This is a genomic window from Legionella parisiensis (assembly GCF_001467945.1).
Classification (GTDB): domain Bacteria; phylum Pseudomonadota; class Gammaproteobacteria; order Legionellales; family Legionellaceae; genus Legionella; species Legionella parisiensis.
Genome location: NZ_LNYQ01000013.1, coordinates 2,470,705 through 2,493,010, shown reverse-complemented (window position 1 = coordinate 2,493,010; position 22,306 = coordinate 2,470,705). Strand labels below are relative to the sequence as shown.

The window sequence follows — 22,306 nt, the reverse complement described above, 5'->3', positions numbered from 1 at the left end:
AAAATTGATTATTTATATGCGAGGTATACAAATTTCTTATGAGCGACTTACGGACGTTGTTCTATCAGCAATAATTCTGATGGAGTTTGAAACGACTTGCATGTTTAAAACATGTAGGTATTTACCACTTATTCAAATCTTTAATGCTCGAACTGACTAATCTGGATAACCAATGCACTCCTTCGTCATAGTGACTCTTGCTGTGCATTACAAGGTAAATCGGGGTTGGTTCCAGATTGAACGGTAGAGGTTGCATTTTTAAACGAAACTGGTCTGAAAAAATATTAATTAAAAAACTGGGGGCTGTGGAAATAACTGTGTCTGAATTGGCTACTGCAAAAATCGCGGGCAAAATATTTTTTACAAAGAGCATATCATTGCGTACTTTTTTTCTTTTATGTAAATATTCCGCTGAATGACTGTATCTTGCTGGATTAAAACTAAAGGCAATATGTTTACAGGTCAAATAATCCTTTAAAGATAAGGGCTTGTTTATGAGTGGATTATTTTGGCTCGCAAAACAAATAATTTCTTCTTCATATAATTTTTCTGCTTTAAGCTGCGAAGGGAGTGAATTTTCATTAATGGCCCCAATGGCAATATCTACATTATCATCAACAAACAGAAGCGGGTTATCTGCCATTGATTCAATAGTGGTTTCAATAACAATATGGGGTAGTTTTTCAAGAGCTGAAATTAAGGAAGGCAATAAGATTAATTCAACATAATCAGGTAAAGCAATCTTAAATGATCTCTTTGAATGAAAGGGATCGAATCGTTCACTAGGTTGCACGATATTTCTTAAATCAAACATTACTTGTTCTAATTGAGGTTGTAATTCTTTTGCTTTTGGAGAAAGAAAGTATCCCCCTTTACCAGGAATGAGGAGCGGATCTTTAAATAGTTCTCTAAGTAACTTCAAAGAAGAGCTCATTGCAGGTTGGCTGACGAATACTTTAGCAGCAGCCCCACTTACACTTTTTTCGGTTAATAAAGCATCCAGATGCAAGATTAAATTTAAGTTCATTCGTTTAAAAGGCGCCACGATTTTACCCTTTATAATGATTCTCTCTTACATGAAGTATAAGAAATTTGAAATTGATTACAAAGGTTGGAAGCCTAAAGTTAGGCAACTAGGGTTAATTTTAATATTAAGACAGTGCTATGTTGGGGCTATTTAAATTATTCTGGGTTTGGCTACGCCTCACCCAGGCTATTATTTTTAATGATTATGAGTAGGTACTTGAACATCTGGAATTTTTGCCTCATCAAACTGAGGCTCAGATTTTTTGGATCGATGATCTTCTGCAATGTATGTATATAGAGTAGGAACTACAAACAGAGTGAATCCGGTTCCGATTAGCAAGCCAGTTGCAATCACAAGTCCTATATCAAAACGACTCACTGCACCTGCGCCACTGGCAATCAAGAGAGGGAATACACCAAACACCATCGCAGCAGTCGTCATGAGAATGGGTCTCAATCTGATTCCAGCAGCTTCTTCCACTGCTGCTCGCCTATCCAGATTTTTTTCACGTTGTAAGTGATTGGCAAAATCAACGATTAAAATTCCATGTTTAGAAATTAACCCAATGAGAGTAATTAAGCCGACCTGGGTGTAAATATTGATGCTTGCCAAACCCAAATTCAAAGGAATTAAAGCGCCGCAGATAGACATGGGCACACTGATTAAAACGATTAACGGATCACGAAAACTTTCATATTGAGCTGAAAGCACCAAGAAGATAATTATGATTGCAAAAACGAATGCAAAGAGCAGAGCACTTCCTTCTTGGATAAACTGTCTTGACTCACCACCATAATCAGAGGAAAAACCTTTAGGTAAAGTATCATTGGCAGCATTTTGTAAGAATGCTAGACCTTCGCCTAAGGTTTTTCCAGGCATCATTACTGCTTGAATGGTTGCTGAATTCATCTGTTGGAAATGTGACGCTGCGTTAGGTGCGGTTTTTTCTTTGGCAGTGACAACTGTTGAAAGAGGGACCATGGTGCCATTAATGGTTTTGACATATATTTGCCCCAATTGCTCGGGAGTCATCCGAAATGAGCGGCTTAATTGGGGTATTACCTGATAACTGCGTCCTTCTAGGTTAAAATAATTCACATAACCGCCTGATAAAGCACTGGTTAAGCTGCTTCCTACTGCCTGCATATCTAACCCCATTTCTGAAGCCTTGGAGCGATTAATATCCAATACAATTTGTGGTTTATTGAATTTGAGTGAATTATCGACGTAAATAAACAAACCACTTTTTCGGGCTTTTTCGGTAAGTTTATTGGAAACATCGAGTAAGCTTTGAAAGTCATTTGTTGTTTTGATGACGAATTGTACTGGTGTGCCGCCTCCTCCGCCCGGAAGAGGAGGAGGAACAATTGCAAAAGCATTTAAGCCCGCAACTTGTGATAATTTATCTTGTAATGGTTGTTTTAAAGCAAACTGGCTTTTGCTGCGTTGATTCCATGGTTTTAATACCATTCCTGAGATGGTTTGGCTGCTGTTGTTTACCGTAAAATAATTTTCTGTTTCAGGGAAGCTTTTATAAATGTCATCAAATGGCTTGGTGAAGGATTCAATATAATTAAGTGTCGCATATTGAGGGATCATCGCCATGACGAAAAAGAAGCCCTGGTCTTCATCGGGGGCTGTTTCTGCTGAAGTATGAGTATAGAGATAAGGCAGCATGAGTATAACAACCGCTGCAAAAAATAACATAATTACCCGAGTGTTCAGCAAACTATGCAAAGCATTTTGATATTTTACTTTGAGCTTATTAAAAAAATTATCGAGAAAATGAACAAACTTACCACTGCTTATCTCTTTAGATAACACTCTTGAGCACATCATGGGGGAGAGGGTTAACGCGATAATTCCAGAAATGATTACTGCGCAGGCCAAAGTAAAAGCAAATTCTTTGAATAATGCACCAGTCAGTCCTCCCATAAATCCAATAGGGGCATATACAGCAGCAAGTGTAATAGTCATTGCAATAACAGGGGTGGCTATTTCTCGAGCCCCAATCATTGCTGCGTCAAAAGGATTTTTTCCTTCCTCTATATGTCGATGAACGTTTTCGACGACCACAATCGCGTCATCAACTACCAAACCAATGGCCAAAACAAAAGCAAGTAAGGTAAGTAAATTGACGCTGTACCCGAGGATAAGCATCAAAGTACATACCCCAATTAATGAGAGGGGAATAGTGACAATAGGAATAAATACTGAGCGAATAGATCCCAAGAATAAAAAAATGACTACGATAACAATTAGGCCAGCTTCAATAATGGTATGGGTCACTTCATCCAAAGATGCTCTAATGAATTCTGTGGCATCATAGACTATTGTTCCTGATAGTGATGGCGGAAACTCCTTGATAATTGATGGAAGTATTTTTCTTACATCACTGATTACAGTAAGGGGATTTGCTGTGGGTGTGGGGGTAATCGATATGAATACAGCTTTTTTTCCATTGAAAGTTACCGAGGTATCATAGTCTTGTGAACCTAATTCGACTCTGCCAATATCGTGCAAACGAACTATAGAACCTTTGTCGCTTTTAACAATCAGATTGTCAAATTGTGTGGTGTCATTCAGATCTGTTTTTGCAGTGACGCTGATAGCTACGTATTCGCCTTTAGTATTTCCGGCGGCGGTGAGGAAATTATTTTTAGCAAGTACAATAGAAACGTCAGAGGGAGAAACGCCCAGGGCAGCCATTTTAATTGGATCAAGGAAAATGCGCATGGAGTAAGTTGCTCCACCTAAAATCTCTGCTTTAGCCACCCCATCTACAGTTTGTAATTGTGGTTGTACGACACGAGTTGCGTAATCCGTAATTTGCTGCGGTGTCATTTCTGTACTGTCCAAACTGATGTACATCAATGCTGTGGAGCTATCTGATGCTTTTAATATAACCGGTTGTTGGGATTCTTTAGGAAGCTGGTTCAATGTTTGTTGCACTTTACTCATTACATCAGTGAAGGCCACTTGCGGATCAAAATTTAATTTAATATTCAGGGTAATCGTGCTTAAACCCTGTGTGCTTGAAGAGGTCATGTAATCAATCCCTTCTGCACTGGCCACTGCTTTTTCTAGGGGGGAAGTAATGAAGCCCGCAATAAGATCGGCATCTGCTCCCGGGTAAGCGGTCATAATGGTAATTACTGTATTATCCATGCGGGGGTATTGGCGAATTTGCATGTTGTAAATGGAGTTAATACCAAAAAGAAAAATGAGCAAACTAATTACCATGGCAAGTACAGGCCGCTTGATAAAAAGATCGGTAAATTTCATAACTGTTCCTGAATAAAGAATTTTGTAACAGGGCTATGCCCATCTTAAAACGTAGCTTGAGTGCAGAACAGGACTGTCATAAAGTTAAGTTTACCTTGGGCCAGACAAGCGCTTGGTTTCTTAACTTTATGACAGTTCCGTTTCGCCGCTTTAGGCTACGTTACGCATTCAACTGATTTTATTGTTCCAACATATCCGGATTACTGATTTCATTTAATTTGACATCATTATTGATTACAACAGGTGTACCGTTTTGTAATTTTATTTCTCCGGCGCTTACAACTAATTGTCCTGGCTTAACTCCTTTCTTGATGACGGTAAAATTTCCGCGTTGCTCACCCGTGGTGACAAAAACGCGTTTGACCGTCAGCAGATCGGAACCATCGGGGTTCTTCTTACCGCCTGCATTTTTTTCTATAATGTATACCGCATTTCCGTACAAACTGTACGACACCGCTGTTGAAGGAACAATAACTGTATTCGGTTCAGGGGGTTGGCTTATCTCAATCGAAGCAAACATACCTGGTACAAAGGTGAAACTATGAATTTTATTTTTAGTATTTAAATCAGTATTGCAAGAGACAATTTTTTTATTTCCCATAGGCTCTTTTCGTGTTGTTATTAGTGGCGATTTTTGGGGATCTTTAATAGCAGCTGTAGGGCAATTAGCGAGAGTACCCTGAACTAACATATTGTGCGTATTGATATCCACTTTAGCGTTAATCGCAGTGACTTTCGCCTCAAAAAGAGCATTAGGGAATGCTTCTACGGAAAAGGTAATGGTTTGATCTGGGTGAATACGCTTGTAAAGTTGTTCTGGGAGATAAAATTCTAAATACAACGGATCAAGCGATTGCAAGGTAACAATTGTTGTTTGCCCTGGGCTGATAAATTGGCCCAGGTTGACTTGTCGAATACCTAATTTTCCAGCAAAAGGTGCAGAGATGTGCTTTTGATTAATTTGTGCTTGGGTTTGATCCAATTTTGCCTGAGCCTGATCGAGATTAGCTTTGGCTTCATCAACATTGGAAATTGGCGAGGCACCTCGTTTGTATAAATCATTTTGACGTTTATAATTTAGGGCTTTCAAGGTTAATTCTGCTTGATTAAATTTTAATACCGCTTGATCTACGCTGTCATCAATCGTAATTAGAGGAGCATCTTTATCAACGTACTGTCCCGATTCAAAATCAATTTTCACTACGTTTCCTGATGCTTGGGAGCTGATATCAACGCCATTAGATGCCACAAAATTCCCCACTGCATTAATAGTGGGTTGCCAATCTACGGCTTGGGCGACAGCTGAAGCGACAGAGACAGCAGGCGGTTGATAACTTGCAAAGAAACGCTTAATCAACACTCCTTTGATCAGGTTAAAAGCAATGATTCCACCAAAAACAATCAATAAAGCTATTCCCATGATGATCATTCGCTTTTTCATTAATGCTCCTCAAAAAAACGATAAGTTTTTAAAATCCGCCAAATATAACATGAAAGATGAATTTATTACCCTTATTGTGCTTATAAGTTTCAATTTTATTTATTTCATGGTTATAAAAATATCCTATTGACTAAATACAACACTTTGCTACTATGCTGCTTTCATCACACAAAGGAGAAACCATGAAGTTGAAGTCCTTGTTATTTGCTCTTTGTTTTTGTTTGATTGGCCAAGTTTTTGCAGCAAATGCTCATTTGCACCCAAAAGCTACCGAAGCTGACAAGAATCATAAGTCTGCTGGTAAATCTACAATGTATCCAGGTTATTGTGAAATTGAAATCATCAATAACAGTATCGACAATGTCCGAGTATACGGTTCTTTTGATGATGGGGCTCCCTTAGATCCTTTTACAATATTCTATTATGATGCACCTCATTACATCAGCTTGTATTATTACGGTTACTGCCATTCTGGTATGAATCTTTTAATCCAAGGTCCTTACGGCACTATTTACTCAGGTTGGACTAACGTAAATAGCACTGTACGTATCGTTAACTACCTGAATAAAGGTGTTAAAGGCGATAAAGTTGAGATTACAGCAAAGAAATAATTAATTTGTAAAATAGGGTCTGCGCACATTTCGCAAGCTTGAGCAAAAGCATAGACCCTTAACGATAGGGAAGTTGCATTCAATTGCACCTTCCCTTTTTTATTTGTGTTTCAGGAGTTGTTCATGAAGCGTTTAATCCCTTGTCTTTTGTTACTACCTTTCTTGACTGCATGTGAAATGATCGAGCCGGAATATTATGAGGCAGGCTATTATCATTCAGTTCCTCCCCGTTCTGAAATCTATGGTTTTGATGAGCGTCCGCATGATTATCGTCATCCAACCCCCCATCATCGAGATCACAAAAAAGCAAAAGGGATTTCTAATCAAGCCAAGATCCATGGACATAGCAATCATGCAAATGATAAGAAGCAAGTTATTGTAAATAATTCCAAGCCAAACAATGTTCATGGACATAACAAGAAAAATAACAAGGTAGTGAAGCATTCTTCAGAAACAGGAAGCAAAGTCATAGTTACTGACTAATTTGAAGAGCTTACACGGTACAAAAAAACTAATGTTCCCGGTTATTTTTGGTGGCTGGGGACAATTTTTAATCAAAATAAAAACATTATTTTCGATTTGTATTCACAATTCGTAACCAAGTAAATTTTGTGGTAGTCTTATGACGTTTTTTCTTTAGGGAGTTTTTGGATGCGTAACTCACTTAAAATGCTGTTTGTAGGACTTTTATCGATAATTATCATAGCATGTGTTGCATCTCCAGGTAGTGAAAGCACAGGAGAGTTTTTGGATAGTTCGACTACCACTGCTAAGGTAAAAGCAACATTAGTGAATCAATTAGGGCGTACAGGTTTAGTAATACAAGTTAAGACCTTTAAAGATGAAGTGCAACTCAGTGGTTTTGTTGCTTCCCCAAGATTGAAACAAAGAGCAGGGATTATTGCTGCAAGCGTGGATGGTGTTAGTAGGGTACGTAATGACATCATTGTTAAACCTTAACCATTTTCCTAAGGATTACTCATGTTTGACCAAAGCTATACCATAGAAAATTTTGATGACGAATTATATCAAGCTATTGTTGATGAACAATGCCGACAAGAAGAACATGTAGAACTTATTGCCTCGGAAAATTATGTAAGCCCACGCGTTTTGCAGGCCCAAGGTTCTGTATTAACGAATAAATATGCTGAGGGTTATCCTGGTAAGCGTTATTACGGCGGATGTGAGTATGTCGATGTCGCCGAGGAGCTCGCTATTGCGCGTGCTAAAAAACTTTTTGGTGCGGATTACGTTAATGTTCAACCGCATTCGGGCTCGCAAGCTAATGCTGCTGTAATGATGGCTCTATTAGCTCCTGGCGATGTTATTTTAGGTATGGCATTACCTCATGGCGGTCATTTAACCCATGGTTCCAAAGTTAATTTTTCAGGTAAACTTTATGAGGCGATACCTTATGGTGTTGATTCACAAACTGGTTTAATTGATTATGATGTTTTGGAGCGTTTGGCTCTGGAACATAAACCCAAATTGATTATTGCAGGATTTTCTGCTTATTCACGTACCCTTGATTGGCCTCGATTCAGAGCAATAGCAGATAAAGTAGGCGCTTATCTCATGGCTGATGTTGCTCATGTTGCCGGTTTGATAGCAGTAGGTCTTTATCCTTCTCCAGTCCCTTATGCCGATGTAGTAACAACCACTACGCATAAAACACTTAGAGGGCCGCGAGGTGGGATGATTTTATGCCGAGCTAATGAAGAAATAGAGAAAAAATTAAATTCTTCTGTATTTCCTGGGAACCAAGGCGGTCCCTTGATGCACGTAATTGCAGCCAAAGCTGTTTCTTTTGCTGAGGCCTTATTGCCTGAATTTAAAACCTATCAACAACAAGTATTATTGAATGCCAGAACCATGGCTTCAGTACTTATGAGTCGTGGGTATAAGATTGTTTCCGACGGTACAGACAATCATTTATTACTGGTTGATTTAATTGATAAGAACATCACAGGTAAAGATGCTGATTTGGCTTTAGATAAAGCAAATATCACCGTGAACAAAAATACCGTTCCCAACGACCCTCGTTCTCCTTTTGTAACCAGTGGCTTACGTTTGGGAACCCCAGCAGTAACCACAAGAGGATTTAAAGAGAGAGAAATAACGCTTTTATCCAATTGGATAGCAGATATTCTTGATGATATTAATAATGAAACGACTATAGCAAAAGTTAAGGATCAGGTATTACTTTTGTGTCGTGAATTTCCGGTTTATAAATAATTATGTTTTGCCCTTTTTGCCATGCGGAAGAAACGAAAGTAGTAGATTCGCGCCTGGTCGCTGAAGGCGCCCAGGTGCGGAGAAGGCGGGAATGTCTTGTATGTCATGAACGTTTTACTACTTTTGAGACAGCTGAATTAATCATGCCGTTAATTGTAAAGCGTGATGGAAGGCGAGAGCCATTTAATATCGATAATTTGCGCTCAGGTATGTTACGCGCTTTAGAAAAAAGACCGGTAAGTGTCGATGCATTGGAAGCATCGATTATTTCGATTACTCAAGAAATTCGCCGTAGAGGTGAGCGAGAAATTGATTCCCAGATCATTGGCGAGCTGGTTATGAAAGAATTATATAGTTTGGATCATGTTGCCTATGTACGGTTTGCATCCGTATATAAACGCTTTAAAGACGTAAGTGATTTCAGACAAACAATTGATCAGATGAATAAAGATTAGAATATGAAGACAATTTATTTGTCCATGTACTACGTAGGCTTCAATAGGGTCAATTGTTAATAGACCCTAATAAGCGCTATTTTTATTCTCCTTCTTTAGTAAATGAGCGAGAAGGAGGTTTGTAGATGTTTAAGAAGAGTTCATGAGGTAAAGGTGGAAAAGCAGTCGATAAGCGGTAAAAGAAAAGCCCGAAAATTAGCACTTCAGGCTCTTTATCAATGGCTAATGTCTGGAAGTGAATTACATGAGATTGAGGCACAATTTCGGGTCATTAATAATATGAATAAAGTGGATGTAGATTATTTTTGCCGTATTTTGCATGGTGTACCCGCACATGTTGAGACTTTAGAAGCAAGTATTACTCCTTTCCTTGACAGAGAGATCACTGGACTCAATCCAATAGAACTGACTGTATTACGTATTGGTTCTTTTGAATTACTCTATTGTCCTGAAATCCCTTATAAAGTGGTCCTTGATGAATCAATATCTTTGACTAAAGAATTTGGTTCCCAGGATGGATATCGTTATGTTAATGGGGTATTAAATAGTTTGGCACAACAGGTTCGTTCCATTGAAATCAGTCACAATTATGAATGAATTTTCACTGATTGATCACTTTTTTAAACCACTTGATTACAAACGAGATGATGTATTATTAGGTATTGGTGATGATGCGGCTTGTGTGCGCATTGATCAAGAAGTGAACTTGCTGGTGAGCACAGATACTTTAGTTTCAGGAGTTCATTTTCTTCCTCAATGGAGTGCTTATGATATTGCTTACAAGTCAGTTATGGTCAATGTGAGTGATATGGCTGCTATGGCAGCAGATCCTTGTTGGGTTACTCTTTCTTTAACCTTGCCTGAACTCAATCAACAGTGGCTTACTTTATTTACGCAAGGATTAAAAGATTCGCTGAGCCAATTTAATATGACTTTAATAGGGGGAGATACAACACGAGGCCCTTTATCAATCACGCTAACTGTATTTGGTACTACACCAAAAGGCCAAGCGATCTCACGTGGTGGTGCTAAGCCTGGGGATATAATTCTGGTTTCAGGTGAATTGGGTGCTGCAGCCCTAGCAATTAAATTTCTTGAAAACCAAGAGATGCCTCAAGAAGATAAATCTGAGTTGATGAATAAATTAATGTCCCCCAAACCCCGAATTGATTTAGTTGATTTTTTACGACGTGATGCAACTGCAGCTATAGATATTTCAGATGGACTTAGTGCGGACTTAAATCATATCTGTGTTGCGAGCAATGTTGGTGCCTGTCTCAATGAGGAGGCAATTCCAGTACATGCCTTAGTAGATAAGCATTGGCCTGATAATGCAGTTAATTTGGCATTGACTGGTGGTGATGATTATGAGTTATGTTTTACAATACCAGCAAATCGGTTGGCCTCATTGATGAATGATTGTAAGAAAGCTCATTTACATTGTTCTCCTATTGGCGTAATTGAAGCAGCACCTGGTTTAAGAATAAAAGATGCTAACAATCACTGCCATGTGTTAAGGCCAGCAGGTTATTCACATTTTTAGTGGAACTGGAGACAAGCGCTGTCTCTTGATCACATCTCTGCCTACGCCCTCGGACCGACCACCCATCGAACAAGGCGTGGAGGAGGAGGACCTAGGAATAGAGATGGCTTGTTTTTCACCGATGTGTAGAAGATTCGGAGGCAAGAACTAAAGTTCGGTCTATTGCACTCGTTAGCGTATTTGGATACAACCCTTAAAATGAGCTAAGTATAGAGAAAAAAAATGAAACAAATAAATTTAGCAAAAAATGTGTTCCAAGATCCAGTTTATTTCATCGCTTTTGGGTTTGGTAGTGGTTTAATGCCAACTGCTCCGGGCACCTGGGGGACAATAGCTGCAATGCCTGTCTATTTACTACTTATGGGAACCAATTGGGCGGTTTATCTTTTTTTTACACTACTCGCATTTATGTTGGGAGTGTGGGTTTGTGAGAAAGTTTCTCGGGATTTAGGAGTGCATGATTATAAAGGAATTGTTTGGGATGAGGTTGTAGGTTATTTATTAACTATGTTTTTGGCACCCAAAGGAGCGATATGGATGCTCTGTGGGTTTATTTTATTTCGAATCTTTGATATTTGGAAACCACAGCCAATAGATTATATTGATCAAAAAATACGCGGTGGATTTGGGATTATGTTTGATGATGTATTAGCTGCGGTGCCCTCCTGGTTAATAATGCAACTTTTAGCATGGAGTTTTGCATAAATGAATGAGAATCATAAAGAGCTCATTAGTATGGGTTTGACTGTTGGAATTGTAGTTCTTAGTTTGTTTATTATTCATCGTTTTATTCCATCATTGATCTGGGCTTCCATAATTGTTATTGCTACTTACCCTTTGTATGAAAAATGGCGTTATTTTTTTGGGAAAAACGATAATTTATCTGCCTTACTTTTTACAACGTTAATCGGTTTATTGTTTCTACTTCCATTAAGCTGGTTATTGAGTTTATTGATTAAGGAGTTACAGATATTTATTAATTTCTTACAGGATACAAATCAACAAGGTGGGGCTGCCCCTGAATTTTTAAAAGACTTCCCCTTTATGGGAAATGATTTGGTTATGTATTGGGATAGTCATATTGGTAAACCAGGAATGATTAAAAGCTTACTGTCTAATGTTCACTTATCGTTAACCCCAACGAGCTATTATGTGAAACAAATAGGCTCCAATTTAGCGCACCGAAGTGTTCAATTAGGCTTTACCCTATTGAGTTTGTTTTTCTTTTATCGTGATGGTGATCGATTAATATTGCAGATTTATCAGGTAGGGGAATCCTGTTTGGGGAAAAGGTGGTTTCGTTATGCAGACAGACTCCCTAGAGCATTAAGAGCCACAGTAAATGGAACAATTGTTGTTGGGTTAGGTGTCGGTGTTTTAATGGGAGTTTGTTATGGCCTGGTTGGTTTTCCAGCGCCTACTCTTGTTGGATTTATCACCGCACTTGCAGCAATGATTCCATTCGTTGTGCCTATAGTTTTTATTACCGTAGCCATTATTCTGTTTTCATTAGGTAGCATGATTGGCGCAATTATTGTTCTGGTTTGGGGAACTTTAGTGATGTTTGTTGCAGATCACTTTGTCAAACCTGTGTTAATTGGCGGTGCTATAGAATTGCCTTTTTTAGCTGTGTTATTTGGAATTCTTGGGGGAGTAGAAACCTTAGGTCTGCTTGGTTTGTTTGTTGGACCTTTAGTTATGGTTTTATTTATGACTTTGTGGCAAGAACCGCAAATATTCACTTCCACAAAAATCTATCAATCCACAGATTAAAAATAAGGTTGCACAGCCCCAGCAGTTCGAATAAATAACACGGTGGGGCTTGAGCTATTATGAAAAAAATTATCCAGCCCAGATTTCATAGATGGCATGACTCAATTAATTATAAGTGCAGTTATCAAAACGATAAATAACGCCAGCACTACCCATTTGCGCCTGTAATGTTCGACCAAAATTGCCAGAACTTGCTGTTGCTAAATAACGATAAGCAGCATTTAATGCCCAGTTTTCTGCAAAATTAAAAGTGAGTCCTGCAGTCCCTTGATAGGCGAAGGCACTTTGCTTATCGTCAAAAAGGGTTATGCCAAAGGGGCCAGTACCGTTTAAAGAGGTTTGAATGTAAGCATATCCAACACCCGCCCCTATGAAAGGAGATATTGTGGGTAGGATAACATCGGGGAAATCATAATAAATATTAAACATACCTATATTGGCAGTGGTATTTCCTGATACCCCGATTTGATCGATGAAATCAACTTGAAAGCTTTGGGTATTGGCACGTAAGTAAGTATATTCTAATTCAAAGCGCATAGGATTACTTTGATAGCCTAAACGTAATCCAGCATTAAAACCATTTTCATAATCAACGTTATCAAACTGAAATCCCAAAATGTTTTTAGATACATTTCCATTTAAATGAGTATATCCACCAAATGCACCGGAATACCATCCATTGACTGGAGTTGCTGCTGCAGCGATACCACTTGCCAATAATGTAACTGAAAAAAATGCAAATTTCATAACATCCCTTTGTTATTATTTTTTATCGAATCATGTTAACGTGTTGCTTTAAATTTGCAAGTACTAGAAGCGTGTAAGTATTTTTTTTTCATCAAAAAAATGATGGAGCACTCATTGGAATCAACAAAATTGTTGGTACAAATATGGACTAAATAATTCAACTGACATATTTTTATGGCAGAATTTAAAACAGAGTCTATACTTCCAATTGGTATCTTTTGTATAAAATGCTTTATGTGGGATACTGCGGTAAGCATAACCAATCAAGATAATGCGGCGGTGACAAATACTTTGTTAGTGTATAAATTTTAAACCTAAAGTGAGTCCAAATTTGCTTTTAAAAGAGCAAGTCTAAAACCTTCATTCAATGGAAAGATATTTAGGGGCAGATAATTATTATACCTTGCATGATGTAGAAAAATTAACATGATTATACACATGCGATCAATTTAGCATAATAATTTTCTACTTGTATGAAATTAATATTAATGCAAAGATAAATTTGCATCATGAAAAGGGAGTTTCAAAAAATGCCAAAAAAAAAACCATTAAAAATATCTAAAGAATTTGTTGAGCAGGTAGTGGCTATAATTGCCAACGAGTCAGAAGAAGGACGCAAAAGAATAGTTGCCATTGCTCGACGAGCAGAAGAAAAATATGAGCAACCCGTAAAATCATGGATAACAGGTTGGGTTTATCAATACACAAGAACTCGTGGTGAAAAAATAGGGCAATCAATTAACGTAATGAAAGATTTTCCTGATGCTTATACTCGCTTGCAAGAATTAAAGCTCATGATCAGTGACGGTGCGTGGAATGAGAAAAGTTCCTATAATTATTTCCTCTTTTTAGAATTGGTCGACGCAGTCCCTGATTATCAGCCATTAGAAGAGCACCTTATGCCTAGCTTTATTATGGATCTTAAAGACGAAGTCTTGATAGAGATTAATAGCTTCATGGCTCAATATAAGGCTACATTAGAAGATAAGAAAGCACGAGAAATTGAGCGCCAAGCAGCACGTGAAAGCGCACGCCAAATAGCGGAAAATGTGATGGTTTTTAATAGCTTGGCTGCTGCGAAACAATATCAAACCACGCAAAAAGATAAAACTGTTTTTTCTGTAAGCTATAAAGATGAGCAATGGCATATTAGCTGGGTTGATGTAACTGGTGAGGTTTATCCACTTACTCCAGGGGACGAGTTAGCCAAAAACCTGGAGACATTAGAAGACAGAGATATAGAAAAATTAAACATGGTAAATTTAAGACGGATTAAACGAGAGTGTCTCAAAGCAAGAGAACAATATCTCGCTAAAGTTCAATTAGTTATCAATCCAGAAAATCCCAAAACTCATTGTGCTTTGACTAATGATGAGCTTATAGCAAATGGGGTGAGATCAACTTTTGTCTTACGACGTACAGAGAGTGAAATAAGTCTTTGTTGGATAAATAGTATAGGCTCTCCAATATCTATAAATGATCATTCAAAACTAACCTCCTGGCTAGCTGATCATAAAGCTGCATTAAATGAGGCCGATGTTTTACAATTAAAAGCTTATTTACTGCAATTAAATACTTCTCAATCAATTGATTCAACGAAATTAGATAAAATGAATAACATGTTATCTAAGGTGTTGCAGGCACATAACCTGTTCTCGCAGGCGTTACCAATAAAAGACGAGGTGGAGCAGCCTGGGGGTGATAAAACTAAGGTATCTAGAGGGAAAATAGACTTAAAACAATTTGCCTTAATCGAGCAACATATGAAGTCTCATTTGGAAAAAGTAGCTACTGATAAACCTGCCCTATCTAAACCGGAAGTCGTTGATAATCTGACAAAAGAATTGCCTAAAAAGTTAGATAAAAGCAGGTATGCGGCACTCTCACAATTACCTACCTTTTGGCAACAACACAAAGTTGCTGAGGAACAAGCAGAACTATGTGAAACTAAATCTTTAGGTAATTGTTAATTCGCATGCCTAAGTGTAGTGCAAGTTATGTTTCCCCACATTCCACAGATTGTGGGATGTGGGGAAAATATTATGATCCGAAAAAACCATTGGTGATTGGATAACGCCAGTCTTTGCCAAAAGCGGTTGGGCTTATTTTAATTCCAGGTGCAGATTGGCGTCGTTTGTATTCATTACGTCTAATTAATTGAATTACTTTATTTACGGTTTCTGCGGCAAATCCTTGCTGAATTATTTCTTCGGGAGTTAATTTTTTCTCCATATAGCCAACAATGATTGCATCTAATGTTGTATAGTCAGGTAAACTGTCCTGGTCGGTCTGATCGGGTCTTAATTCAGCTGATGGGGCGCGGGTCAATACGCGTTCGGGAATGTTTTCAGAAAGACTATTGCGATAGCGTGCAAGTGCATAAACCTGGGTTTTAAGTACGTCTTTTAATACGGCAAAGCCCCCAGCCATATCTCCATATAACGTAGCATAGCCTACGGCACATTCACTTTTATTTGAAGTGGTAAGTACCATTTTGCCAGTTTTGTTAGATAATGCCATAATCAACAAGCCGCGAATTCGTGCTTGAATATTTTCTTCAGTTATATCGGGAGTTCGCACTGTAAATACGGGTTCAAGAGTGTCCATTAGAGCTTTAAAAGCGGGTTCAATTGAAAGCGTGGAATGGGAAACGTTCAGTTTTTGTATTTGCGTCAAAGCATCTTCGTTGCTCATTTGCGCTGTGTAACGCGAAGGCATAAGCACCGCATGAACTCGAGCCGCCCCTAAAGCATCTACTGCTACAGCTAAAGTTAAAGCGGAGTCAATTCCTCCTGAAAGCCCAATCAGAACTCCAGGGAAATGATTTTTATTGACATAATCTCGAGTGCCGCAAATTAATGCTTCATAGATTAATGGCTCAAACTCAAGAAGGGGAGACAGAGTACCTTTAACATGAGTTGCCTGAATAGCTACAGTATTTAAATCCTCTTTAAATGCAGGGGATCGCGCACAAACCCTGCCTTGAGAATCAATTGCTAATGATTGACCATCAAATAATAGTTCATCCTGACCTCCAATTTGATTTACATAGACTATCGATATGCCGTGTTTTGCATAAGATTTTAAAAGGTCTTCTCTTTTTTGATATTTACTGTAATCAAATGGAGATGCATTTAAAACGAGTAAGACTGAAATTCCTTCCTCAATTAAATCTTCTGCGGGACCTGGATGCCATAAATCCTCACAGATAATGACGCCAATTTTGTGATGATTTACTTCCAAAACACATGGATTTTTTTCTCCGGGGGTAAAATAACGTGCTTCATCAAAAATTTGATAGTTCGGTAAATTTTGCTTGTGATATTCTGCAACTTTTTGGCCTCTATAAAAAATACTCACGCTATTGTACAGCCGTTGTTCTCTCATGCTTGGATGTCCTACAAGGACATAGCAATCTTTTATTTCGGTCTGAATCTGTTTTAAATGTTCTGCAACTGCTTGCTGAAATTCCCTGCGGAATAGCAAGTCTTCAGGAGGATAACCAGTTAAAGCCAATTCGGGAAAGAGTATTACATTGTGAGCAGCTTGTTTGCTTTTTATAATCTCTATAATTTGATCCCTATTGGATGTCAAGGCACCGACTGTGGGATTGATTTGTGCCATAAGCACAGTAAGCTTGTTCTGCATAATATATACTCTATAAATACTTTAAAGTCCCTAAAGAGCGATAAACTAATATAAAGAACCTTTAATTTAAAGATAAAAATGTTAATTATTTTAAAAATTGACTAAAATGGATCCTTTGTCCAGTAAAAAGTACGTTTATGTTAAATGAAGCACTTTCAAAAATGCCAGAGGTCTTTGAGGCCAAAATATTATTGCGGGGTCAAGAATATTTTGAAAATGGGCATGTGCTCAATATCCGTTTAAGTGATGGTCTATTAAAAGGTCGAATTAAAGGAAGTTCAAGTCAAATTTATGATGTACATATGGATTTGAAGACTTGGCCAAAAAAACTAGCGCATTGCACTTGTAGTTATCAATATAACTGTAAACATGCTGCTGCATGTTTGTTTGCCCTACGTGATAGAGAAAAAGCAAGTTCTCCATCTTTTGCGGGTAATAAATTAGATAAAAAGCTTGATAGCTGGTTGAAAAATTTACGTGCTCAAGAAGCTGCAGTTGTGAAAGCGCCTGAAATGACACATCATTTAGTTTATCTCATAGAACTAAAACTTGATGGCTATGAGCACCGGATTGCAATTAAGTTAGCATTAGCCAAGCTATTAAAACGTGGTGGCTATGGAAAAATGATCCCATTTAATAGTCTCTCTGATTCCAGAAAGCAGCATTTTATTGGCGATGATAATGATTTAGTCGCACTTCTTCTGTTTAAATGCGGTGTTTCAGGTTGGTTTGATACATTATCCATTCGCAATAGTGAGTTATTAGAACGAATTATTGAAACTGGAAGAGCTTTTTTTGTACAAAACCAGGATGAGCCAATTCATTTGGGGGAGGCTATTCAAGGTACTTGTGAATGGGTGTTATCTCATAATGGTCATCAAAATTTATTGTTAATGCACGAAGGGAATCAGCTTGAGCCGTTGCTGTTGGATGAAAGTTGGTATTTTAATTGTTCTGAAGACAAAATGGGACGTTTAATTACTCCATATCCAATAAAACAATTGAGCTATTTGTTGAAAGCACCTCCAATCCCAATGGAGCAGGCCGAATTACTAGCAAGCAAAATGGTTAAAACATGCCCTGAGTTTCCCGTACCGCAGGTTTTTGCAAAGCGAGAAGTTCGACAGGTTACGCCAATACCTGTGCTTATTCTAGATGCTATTAATGAATTTGAGAATGAATCTTCCTGGCTTTATGACACGGAAGAAGAATTGCATGCTCTATTTACCGCGCGTATCCTTTTTGATTATGCGGGTTTGATGATTGCCGGCTCAGAAGAATGTAATACCGTCGTGTGTCAGCAGGATGAACTTTTAATTGAATACCCGCGCCATAGGGATTTTGAACAATCAAAATGGGATGAAGTGCAGAAAATACTTAAGTTAAGAACGCCTAGATCCTGGGAAAATGAACAGTGGGGAAAAGTAAAAAAGGCTGATTTTGTTTTGCAGAATATTAATGTCATGGCAGATTTGGAGTTCGTTTACAGTCAGCTGGTACCCGAGTTAAAAAGTCGCGGTTGGCATGTCGAATGTATCAGTCCATTGTATCAAGAAGTGATCCGTGCTGATGATGTAGAGTGGTATTCAGATCTGCATGAAAATACAACGGATTTTTTCTCATATCAATTGGGAATTTTGGTTGAGGGTAAACCAGTCAGTATTGTACCTTTGGTAGCAGATTTAATTCATCATTACAGTGGTAATGATTTAGATAACCTTCCGGATACACAATTAGTCAAACTGCCTTTGCATGACGGACGTGCATTGCAGTTAGAAATGGGACGAATCAAACCTTTGGTTCGACTGTTATTTCAATTTGGTGTACGCCATATAGATGAAAATCAGCATTTACAAATTAACAAATATCAGCTTATTTTAATGCGTGAAGCTGAATTAGCTATTGCAGCAACCAAAACACGTTGGCAAGGCGCTGAAATTTTAAGGGAGCAAATAAGGCAATTGTCCCAATTAACCCATATCCCTGAAATACAACCACCTCCTGGTTTGCATGCTCAGCTGAGGGATTATCAACGCTACGGTTTAAACTGGCTGCAATTTCTGCGAACAAGCCATTTCAGTGGCATTCTTGCTGACGATATGGGGTTGGGTAAAACAGTACAAACCTTGGCCCATTTGCAATATGAAAAAGAACAAGGTCGTATTAAAACAGCAACCTTAATTGTTGCACCAACAAGTCTTGTGGGGAATTGGGAGGCTGAAGCAAAACGTTTTACTCCATCATTAAAGGTTTTAATTTATCATGGTTCCGATCGTCATCAGGATAATTTTGATGACTATGATATCGTTGTTTCTACTTATGGATTAATCCATCGAGATAAAGAAAAATTTGTAACTTATTCTTTTTATTATCTGATTTTGGATGAGGCACAATTTATTAAAAATACACGTACGAAAACGACGCAGATTATTCAGCAATTACATGCTACCCATCGATTATGCCTGACAGGTACTCCTTTGGAAAATCACTTAGGTGAACTATGGTCTTTGTTTCATTTTCTGATGCCAGGTTTATTGGGTGATGCGAAGCAATTTAGGCTCTGGTTCCGAACTCCTATTGAGAAATATGCCGATGTGAATAGAAGAGAGGTGCTGACCAAGAGAGTACAGCCATTTATATTGAGGAGAACAAAAAATCAGGTGGCTCGAGAATTACCTCCCAAAACAGAAATGACGCGCAACATAGAAATTATTGGTCCACAACGTGATCTATATGAAGCAATTCGAATGAGTATGGAGAAAAAAGTTCGTGATGCGATTGCGAAACAGGGTTTGGGTAAAAGCCACATCCTTTTGCTGGATGCTCTGTTGAAATTACGACAGGTTTGTTGTGATCCCAGATTATTATCTTTGCCTGAAGCAGCAATTGCGCATGGTACCTCTGCAAAGCTTGAGGCATTAATGGATTTGTTGGATAACTTGGTAGAAGAAGGAAGACGGGTCTTGGTTTTCTCACAATTTACTTCTATGTTGCAGTTAATTGAAGATGAATTGCATGCGAGAAGTTATGAATATTTAAAGTTAACAGGTCAAACAGTACATCGACAAGCAATGGTAGAAAAATTTCAGGAAGGAAAAATTCCAATTTTTCTTATCAGCTTGAAAGCGGGCGGTACCGGACTTAACTTAACTCGTGCAGACACAGTAATTCATTATGATCCCTGGTGGAATCCCGCAGTAGAAGACCAAGCTACAGATAGAACGCATCGCATAGGTCAGGAAAATCCCGTATTTGTCTATAAACTCATTACTTCGGGTACAGTAGAAGAAGTTATTTTAGGAATGCAAGAAAAAAAGAGACAATTAGTTGAAGGTGTTCTATCTGCTGATCCGGCCAAAGCAATAGCATTAAGTGAAGAAGATATAGAACGGTTTTTTACGCCATTATAGGGCTTGTTTACCTCTAAGATTTTGGCCGAAATGACCTGATTTTCTGTGCTTCAATCCTCACTGTGCTTCGATGCTCAAAGATCAGGTCAGTGGGGCTGAATCTAGCGAAATGTAAACAAGCCTAAATACTTTTTTTAAAATTTACTTCGTTAATACTGGCATAGAACTCAATCATGGAATAAGCTATTAAATGATTGTAAACATGGAGAAAATTATGAACTTATGGAAGCTAGCTTGTGGTTTTTTTGTTGCTGTGTTTTATTTACCTGCAGCACTTGCCGCATCGCCAGTAGGTAAGTGGGTCACAATTGATGATAAAACTGGTAAGAAGAGAGCAATTGTCACCGTTAGTGAGTCTGGGGGTACTTTAAGTGCAGTTATTAATAAGGTATTTCCACAACCTGGTGATACTGGAGTTTGCCAAAATTGTCCTGGCATGTTTAAAGGAAAGAAAGTTGAAGGATTGACTTTTATGTGGGGATTAAAGAAAGAAGGAGATAATGAGTGGGGCGGTGGCTCTATTTTAGATCCTAAGTCAGGGAAAATCTATCGCGCCAAAATTACTGCTCAGGGAAATAAACTTTTAGTCAGAGGATATCTGGGTATTTCTTTATTAGGCCGTACTCAAGTTTGGAAAAAGCAGTAGCTTATCGACATAATTCATCCCGAACAGCTTTGTTCGGGATGACATCCATGTAAAAGAACATTACAATAGACCTCGTTCCGAATTTCTCATTACATTACGGCCATGTACGATCTGCAAAATTCCAAAAAAACAGTTGATCCATTAAAACGTCCTCCTCATTCGGTGGAAGCGGAGCAATCCATTATTGGTGGATTAATGTTGGACAATCAGGTTTGGGACAAAGTCAGTAATAAATTATGTGAAGCAGATTTTTATCGCACCGAGCATCGAATATTATTTCGAGCAATTTCCACTTTGGTAAAAAAAGATCAACCTTTTGATGTAGTGACTCTGCTTGATGCATTAAAGTCTTATAACGAATTAGATGATGCTGGTGGGGAAGCCTATTTGTTCGAATTGGCTAATAATACACCCAGCGTCGCTAACGTATCTGCTTATGCCGATATAGTTCGCGAAAAATCTGTACAGAGGCAGCTCATTACTGTAGCCACCGAAATTGCTGATTCAGCGTATAACCCTGGAGGCAGGCAAGTTCCTGAGCTTCTTGATATGGCAGAAACTAAAGTTTTTGCTATAGGCGAGCAAACAGGCGGTGATGGTGGCCCTGAAAATATAAAATCAGTCTTGGTTCGCGCGGTGGAAAAAATTGACGCACTTTATCATAATGGTGATGCAATTACTGGTCTTGCTACAGGTTTGTCTGATTTGGATGAAATGACATCAGGGTTGCAACCTTCCGATTTAATTATTGTTGCTGGTCGTCCTTCCATGGGGAAAACGACTTTAGTGATGAATATGGCAGAACATGGCGCGATTAAATCTGGAAAGCCTGTACTTGTTTTTTCTATGGAAATGCCTTCAGATTCTTTGGCAATGAGGATGATGTCTTCTCTAGGACGCATTGATCAGCACAAGATTAGAACGGGTAAACTGGATGATGATGATTGGCCTCGTGTAACGTCAGCCGTACATATGCTTTCGGAGGCTCCTTTATTTATAGATGATACTCCAGCTTTAAGTCCCGGCGAAATGCGTGCGCGAGCCAGGCGGTTGGCCAAGGACCAGGGTAACTTGGGGCTAATTGTTGTAGACTATTTGCAATTAATGAAAGTGCCTGGGTTTTCAGCGGATAATAGAACAGCTGAGATATCTGAAATTTCACGAAGTCTTAAATCGCTTGCAAAAGAACTACAGGTACCGGTTATTGCCTTATCCCAGTTGAACCGAAGTTTGGAGCAGCGCGCAGATAAACGTCCTGTTATGTCTGATTTGCGTGAATCTGGTGCGATCGAGCAAGATGCTGACTTAATTTGCTTTATTTATCGAGATGAAGTTTATAATGAAGATAGTCCTGATAAAGGAACAGCAGAGATAATTGTCGCCAAACAAAGAAATGGCCCAATTGGTAAGGTTCGTGTCGCCTTTATTGGTAAATACACTCGTTTTGAAGATTTAGCTTATAATGGTTATCAAGGGGTAGATTAA

The 22,306-nt window shown here is 38.4% G+C and carries 18 protein-coding genes; 13 read left to right on the top strand and 5 right to left on the bottom strand.

All coding sequences use genetic code 11. The annotated features are described in order from the left end of the window. Window positions 1–121: 121 nt before the first annotated feature. From lelA to Lpar_RS17135, 3 genes are all read right to left on the bottom strand, one after another. On the bottom strand, window positions 122–1,048 hold the full coding sequence (lelA, locus tag Lpar_RS17145) for a LysR family transcriptional regulator LelA (RefSeq protein ID WP_115341221.1): 927 nt from the start codon (window positions 1,046–1,048) through the stop codon (window positions 122–124). Between the two features lie 174 nt (window positions 1,049–1,222). Next, entirely contained in the window at window positions 1,223–4,312 is a 3,090-nt protein-coding gene (locus Lpar_RS17140; RefSeq protein WP_058518977.1) for an efflux RND transporter permease subunit, read from the bottom strand. Between the two features lie 178 nt (window positions 4,313–4,490). Continuing rightward, complete coding sequence (locus tag Lpar_RS17135) at window positions 4,491–5,753, bottom strand: efflux RND transporter periplasmic adaptor subunit (RefSeq protein WP_058518976.1); 1,263 nt, start codon at window positions 5,751–5,753, stop codon at window positions 4,491–4,493. Between the two features lie 182 nt (window positions 5,754–5,935). Here Lpar_RS17135 and Lpar_RS17130 point away from each other — a divergent pair, with 182 nt between their 5' ends. From Lpar_RS17130 to Lpar_RS17090, 9 genes are all read left to right on the top strand, one after another. After that, window positions 5,936–6,364 (top strand): hypothetical protein, encoded by a 429-nt coding sequence (locus Lpar_RS17130; protein WP_019233765.1) that lies wholly within the window; start codon window positions 5,936–5,938, stop codon window positions 6,362–6,364. 123 nt (window positions 6,365–6,487) lie between these two features. Next, window positions 6,488–6,847 (top strand): hypothetical protein, encoded by a 360-nt coding sequence (locus Lpar_RS17125; protein ID WP_065236083.1) that lies wholly within the window; start codon window positions 6,488–6,490, stop codon window positions 6,845–6,847. 168 nt (window positions 6,848–7,015) lie between these two features. Next, entirely contained in the window at window positions 7,016–7,324 is a 309-nt protein-coding gene (locus Lpar_RS17120) for a BON domain-containing protein (RefSeq protein ID WP_058518975.1), read from the top strand. Window positions 7,325–7,345: 21 nt separating this feature from the next. Beyond that, the gene (glyA, locus tag Lpar_RS17115) at window positions 7,346–8,599 is read left to right on the top strand and encodes a serine hydroxymethyltransferase (protein WP_058518974.1); all 1,254 of its coding nucleotides are present in this window, start codon (window positions 7,346–7,348) and stop codon (window positions 8,597–8,599) included. 2 nt (window positions 8,600–8,601) lie between these two features. Further along, entirely contained in the window at window positions 8,602–9,054 is a 453-nt protein-coding gene (gene nrdR, locus Lpar_RS17110) for a transcriptional regulator NrdR (RefSeq protein WP_058518973.1), read from the top strand. A gap of 153 nt (window positions 9,055–9,207) precedes the next feature. Then, entirely contained in the window at window positions 9,208–9,651 is a 444-nt protein-coding gene (nusB, locus tag Lpar_RS17105; protein ID WP_058518972.1) for a transcription antitermination factor NusB, read from the top strand. After that, window positions 9,644–10,597 (top strand): thiamine-phosphate kinase, encoded by a 954-nt coding sequence (gene thiL, locus Lpar_RS17100; RefSeq protein WP_058518971.1) that lies wholly within the window; start codon window positions 9,644–9,646, stop codon window positions 10,595–10,597. The genes nusB and thiL overlap by 8 nt, the downstream gene beginning before the upstream one ends. A 222-nt stretch (window positions 10,598–10,819) precedes the next feature. After that, complete coding sequence (locus tag Lpar_RS17095) at window positions 10,820–11,302, top strand: phosphatidylglycerophosphatase A family protein (protein WP_058518970.1); 483 nt, start codon at window positions 10,820–10,822, stop codon at window positions 11,300–11,302. Further along, window positions 11,303–12,370 carry an AI-2E family transporter gene (locus tag Lpar_RS17090; protein ID WP_058518969.1) on the top strand — a complete coding sequence of 356 codons (1,068 nt, stop codon included), beginning with the start codon at window positions 11,303–11,305 and terminating at the stop codon, window positions 12,368–12,370. A gap of 105 nt (window positions 12,371–12,475) precedes the next feature. Here Lpar_RS17090 and Lpar_RS17085 read toward each other — a convergent pair whose 3' ends face one another. After that, window positions 12,476–13,117 (bottom strand): outer membrane protein, encoded by a 642-nt coding sequence (locus Lpar_RS17085; RefSeq protein ID WP_058518968.1) that lies wholly within the window; start codon window positions 13,115–13,117, stop codon window positions 12,476–12,478. Between the two features lie 530 nt (window positions 13,118–13,647). On the opposite strand from Lpar_RS17085, the gene Lpar_RS17080 reads away from it, so the two are divergent. Continuing rightward, window positions 13,648–15,087 (top strand): hypothetical protein, encoded by a 1,440-nt coding sequence (locus Lpar_RS17080; RefSeq protein WP_058518967.1) that lies wholly within the window; start codon window positions 13,648–13,650, stop codon window positions 15,085–15,087. Between the two features lie 70 nt (window positions 15,088–15,157). Here the strand turns inward: Lpar_RS17080 and Lpar_RS17075 are convergent, their stop codons facing one another. After that, window positions 15,158–16,765: an NAD+ synthase gene (locus Lpar_RS17075; protein ID WP_058518966.1), complete on the bottom strand. Its 1,608-nt coding sequence runs from the start codon at window positions 16,763–16,765 to the stop codon at window positions 15,158–15,160. A 137-nt stretch (window positions 16,766–16,902) separates the two neighbouring features. On the opposite strand from Lpar_RS17075, the gene Lpar_RS17070 reads away from it, so the two are divergent. The 3 genes from Lpar_RS17070 to dnaB all read left to right on the top strand — a co-directional run bounded on the left by Lpar_RS17070 (window position 16,903) and on the right by dnaB (window position 22,306). Beyond that, window positions 16,903–20,175, top strand: coding sequence for a DEAD/DEAH box helicase (locus Lpar_RS17070; protein WP_058518965.1), 3,273 nt, complete (start codon window positions 16,903–16,905; stop codon window positions 20,173–20,175). A gap of 214 nt (window positions 20,176–20,389) precedes the next feature. Beyond that, on the top strand, window positions 20,390–20,821 hold the full coding sequence (locus tag Lpar_RS17065) for a DUF2147 domain-containing protein (protein ID WP_058518964.1): 432 nt from the start codon (window positions 20,390–20,392) through the stop codon (window positions 20,819–20,821). 102 nt (window positions 20,822–20,923) lie between these two features. Continuing rightward, on the top strand, window positions 20,924–22,306 hold the full coding sequence (gene dnaB / locus Lpar_RS17060) for a replicative DNA helicase (protein ID WP_058518963.1): 1,383 nt from the start codon (window positions 20,924–20,926) through the stop codon (window positions 22,304–22,306).